This is a genomic window from Candidatus Symbiopectobacterium sp. NZEC135 (assembly GCF_025962695.1).
The window spans coordinates 1-765 of the sequence record NZ_JAGFPF010000996.1; the positions used below are offsets into that span (position 1 = coordinate 1).

Annotated in this window: 2 pseudogenes; one reads left to right on the plus strand and one right to left on the minus strand. The window is 51.8% G+C overall.

The annotated features are described in order from the left end of the window. Window positions 1-586, minus strand: a pseudogene (locus tag J5224_RS31990) (methyltransferase domain-containing protein); the annotation flags it as partial. A 62-nt stretch (window positions 587-648) separates the two neighbouring features. On the opposite strand from J5224_RS31990, the pseudogene J5224_RS31995 reads away from it, so the two are divergent. Then, window positions 649-765: pseudogene (locus J5224_RS31995) on the plus strand (hydroxyacylglutathione hydrolase); the annotation flags it as partial.

Genomic DNA, 765 nt, shown 5'->3' on the forward strand with positions numbered 1-765 from the left:
ATTGAACTTCTGGCGCATAGGGGACATGGTGAGCGGAATGGTACGTTTGCGCGCAACCAGGAGCATCAGGCAGCCTAAGAGAGCAGAGTGAGGTGCTGATGTTGTTGTCATCTGCGGTATCTTCCACGGCACCACGTGGAAGGTCCCCTGATACAACACTTCATAATTGAGCAAGCTGAGCCAATCGATCATACGCATCTGCGTGAACATACGTGCGCAATAGGGTTGGCATTGACGAAGACCGGGCGTCAGCTTCCCAGCCCCGAGCAGGCTTATAGGATTAAAACCACTCAGCAATAGCCATCCGTCATTGATCAGTACCCGATCCACTTCGCGTAAAATACGGTGTGGGTCCGACGAATAAGAGAGCGTATGCGCCAGCAAACAGGCATCGATGAGAAATGGCACACGTGTCCGTCGCGATAGCGTTGCTGAGCGCGCCGACTTTCAGTAAGTGGAAGCCGAACACACGCGGCCACCATGCAGCCAGTGCATGTTCAAGCGTCTGCTGGTAATGTGTGCCCCAAGGGATATCCTCCCAACACGTTGGCGTAGAGTAAGCCTGGGGCGTATGCGCTGGCTTCATATCTTAGTATTCTCCCTCAGACCCAATAGCTATCTCAGACCAGGTAATAAATGGGGTATCGCATGAATCTTATCAGTATTGCAGCACTTTCAGACAACTACATTTGGCTATTACATGACACACAGCACCGTTGTGTGATTGTCGATCCCGGTGAAGCGGAACCAGTATTACAAGCGCTA